This window comes from Actinosynnema sp. NPDC037264 (genome assembly GCF_055603705.1).
Map to the genome: position 1 here is coordinate 49,462 of NZ_JBVJVK010000052.1, position 3,372 is coordinate 52,833.

At 71.6% G+C, this 3,372-nt stretch carries 2 protein-coding genes; one reads left to right on the plus strand and one right to left on the minus strand.

The genetic code is table 11. The annotated features are described in order from the left end of the window. Positions 1–179: 179 nt before the first annotated feature. On the minus strand, positions 180–440 hold the full coding sequence (locus ACZ7GX_RS35940) for a chorismate mutase (protein ID WP_230572379.1): 261 nt from the start codon (positions 438–440) through the stop codon (positions 180–182). Between the two features lie 216 nt (positions 441–656). On the opposite strand from ACZ7GX_RS35940, the gene pcrA reads away from it, so the two are divergent. Then, a complete protein-coding gene (gene pcrA, locus ACZ7GX_RS35945; RefSeq protein ID WP_498783504.1) occupies positions 657–2,984 on the plus strand; it encodes a DNA helicase PcrA in 2,328 nt (775 codons plus the stop codon). The last annotated feature ends 388 nt before the right edge of the window (positions 2,985–3,372 follow it).

The following is a 3,372-nucleotide window of genomic DNA, read 5'->3' on the forward strand; positions in this document are numbered from 1 at the left end:
CTCCCCCCCCTTCCTCCCCCCCCCCCCCCCCCCCCCCCCCCCCCCCCCCCCCCCCCCCCCCCCCCCCCCCCCCCCCCCCCCCCCCCCCACGCTCACGGGGTGGAAGTTCGCCGCCTCCGGCGTCGGGGCCCGGTCGCCTGGAAGTCGACCGGGCCGCCGTCCGCGGAGCAGCGGCCATGTCACCGGCCCAGGTGGCCGCGGCCCAGCTTGAGCAGGATCATCGCCAGGTCCCGACCGTCCGGGCCGAGGTCCTTGTACCGGTTGATCACGTCGATCTCCCGGTTGTGCACGATCCGCGTGCCGCCGGCGGCCATCCGGGCCGCGCCGATGATCTTGGAGACCTCGACCCGCCGCTTGACGAGCCTCAGCAGCTCGGCGTCCAGGTGGTCGATCTCCTGGCGCAACGCGTCGATGTCCGGTGCGGCTTCGGTGCTGTTCATGGTGACGACCTCTCGACTCTGGTTGGAGTCCCAGCCCTGGCAGCAGCGAAGCCCCGGGGTCCGAGGACTCCGGGGCTTCGTGGTGGCTTGTCGGCGCTAGCGGTCCACGGGAGCCGGAGTCCGGTTCCCGTAAAAAAACTCGAAGTGGGCCATGCGCACCCGCTCATCATGCCACAGCCACGGACTGTCGGGGGTACCCGGTAACGTGGACAGGCGATGAGCGCCTTGTTCGACTTGCCCGCAAGTCCCCCCTCCCCCCGGTCCGCGCGGCTGCTCGAAGACCTCAACCCGTCCCAGCGACGGGCCGTCGAGCACGCGGGCGCCCCGTTGCTGGTCGTGGCGGGTGCGGGCTCGGGCAAGACGCGCGTGCTCACCCGCCGCATCGCCTACCTCCTCGCCGCGCGCGACGTGCACCCCGGCGAGGTCATGGCGATCACCTTCACCAACAAGGCCGCCGCCGAGATGAAGGAACGCGTGGCCGACCTGGTCGGCGCGCGGGCCCGCTCGATGTGGGTGTCCACGTTCCACTCGATGTGCGTGCGGGTCATGCGCCGCGAGGCCAAGACCCTCGGCATGTCGTCCAGCTTCTCGATCTACGACTCCGACGACACCCGCCGGCTGATCACGCTGGTGGCGCGCGACCTCGACCTGGACCCCAAGCGCTACCCGGCGCGCACGCTCGCGATCCACATCTCGAACCTGAAGAACGAGCTGGTCGACGCCGCCACCGCCAAGGAGCGGGCGGGCAACGACCTGGAGCGCCGCGTCGCCGAGGTCTACGAGAGCTACCAGCGCAGGCTCGGCGACTCGAACTCGCTCGACTTCGACGACCTGATCATGCGGACCGTCGAGCTGCTGCAGAACCACCCGGACGTGGCCGAGCACTACCACCGCCGGTTCCGGCACGTGCTGGTCGACGAGTACCAGGACACCAACCACGCGCAGTACACGCTGGTCCGCGAGCTGATCGGCACCGGCAAGGACGGCGTGCCGCCGGGCGAGCTGTGCGTCGTGGGCGACGCCGACCAGTCGATCTACGCCTTCCGCGGCGCGACGATCCGCAACATCGTGGAGTTCGAGCGCGACTACCCGCAGGCCACCACGATCCTGCTGGAGCAGAACTACCGGTCCACGCAGACCATCCTGAGCGCGGCGAACGCGGTCATCTCGCGCAACCCGGACCGCCGGGACAAGCGGCTGTGGAGCGACCTCGGCGACGGCGAGAAGATCGTCGGCTACGTCGCGGACAACGAGCACGACGAGGCGGCGTTCGTCGCGCGCGAGATCGACCACCTGGTGGACAGCGGCGAGGCGAACAACGGCGAGATCGCCGTGTTCTACCGGACCAACAACCAGTCGCGCGTGTTCGAGGAGATCTTCATCCGCCTCGGCCTGCCCTACAAGGTCGTTGGCGGCGTCCGGTTCTACGAGCGGCGCGAGGTGCGCGACGCGCTGGCGTACCTGAGGGCGTTGTCCAACCCCGACGACACGGTGTCGTTGCGGCGCATCCTCAACGTGCCCAAGCGCGGCATCGGCGAGCGCGCGGAGGCGTGCGTGTCGATGTACGCCGAACGCGAGCGGATCGGCTTCGCGGCGGCGTTGCGCGACGCGGTGACCGGCAAGGTGCCGCTGCTCAACCCGCGCTCCCGCAACGCGATCGCCGGGTTCGTCGAGCTGATGGACGAGCTCGGCGAGCTGGTCGAGCGCGGCGACGACGTGGCCGACATCCTCGAAGCGGTGCTGGAGAAGACCGCCTACCGGGCCGAGCTGGAGGCCAGCGAGGACCCGCAGGACCACACCCGGGTCGAGAACCTCAACGAGCTGGTCACGGTGGCCCGCGAGTTCGGCGACTTGAACACCCCCACGCCGGCCGAGGCTGCATCTCCTGATTTCGGGGAGCTTCCCGCCGAAGGCTCCCTGGCCGCGTTCCTGGAGCGGGTGGCGCTGGTGGCGGACGCCGACTCGGTGCCGGACGCGGAGTCCGACGGCGTGGTCACGCTGATGACGCTGCACACCGCCAAGGGCCTGGAGTACCCGGTGGTGTTCTGCACCGGCTGGGAGGACGGCGTCTTCCCGCACCTGCGGGCGCTCGGCGACCCGACGGAGCTGGCCGAGGAACGGCGCCTGGCCTACGTGGGCATCACGCGCGCCCAGAAGCGGCTGTACCTGTCGCGGGCGCTGGTGCGCTCGGCGTGGGGCCAGCCGTCCACGAACCCGGCGTCGCGGTTCCTGGACGAGATCCCGGCCGACCTGCTCGACTGGCGGCGGACGGAGCCCAAGCGCTCCGCGCCGTCCGCGCCGACGTCGTGGGGCGGCGGTCGAGGGTCGGGCACGCCACGCCCGGCACCGACCAACGCGGGCTGGAAGGACACGCCCGCGCTGAAGCTGGACGTGGGCGACCGGGTGAGCCACGACAAGTACGGCCTCGGCCGGGTCGTGGCCGTGGACGGCTCGGGGCCCCGTGCGACCGCCACGATCGACTTCGGCGGCGCGGGGACGGTGCGGCTGATGCTCATCGGCGGCGTGCCCCTCGTGAAGCTCTGAGGCGCGCTCAGCCGTAGTTCGCCGCCTTACGTATATATAGGTGTCCCGGTCGGCCCCTGAGGGTCGACCGGTGTTCGCCTGAACGTGGCTGAATTCCCGTGCAACCCGAATCCCGCACGTGCGTCTATAGGGGTGTCACAAGCGGATGGGCCGGGTCATTCGGGGTGAACCGGCCGGGGAGGGCCGCTTGGCGGCGAGCAGGGGGTGCCTACGGGGGTGGGCAGTGGGGCGGGAGCCGCGTCGGGGCGGTGACCGCACAAGAGGGGATCACCTTCGGGGGGCGGTTCCGCACAGTGGAGGGGGGGGGGGGGGCCGGGAGCGCCCCCCCCCCCCCCCCCCCCCCCCCGCGGCCGAACCCCTTCGCTCCCCCCCCGCCGCTCCTGGGGGT

Coding starts and splice junctions, on each gene's coding strand:
- ACZ7GX_RS35940 (WP_230572379.1), bottom strand. CDS start 440: ATGAACAGCACCGAAGCCGCACCGGACATCGACGCGTTGCGCCAGGAG.
- pcrA (WP_498783504.1), top strand. CDS start 657: ATGAGCGCCTTGTTCGACTTGCCCGCAAGTCCCCCCTCCCCCCGGTCC.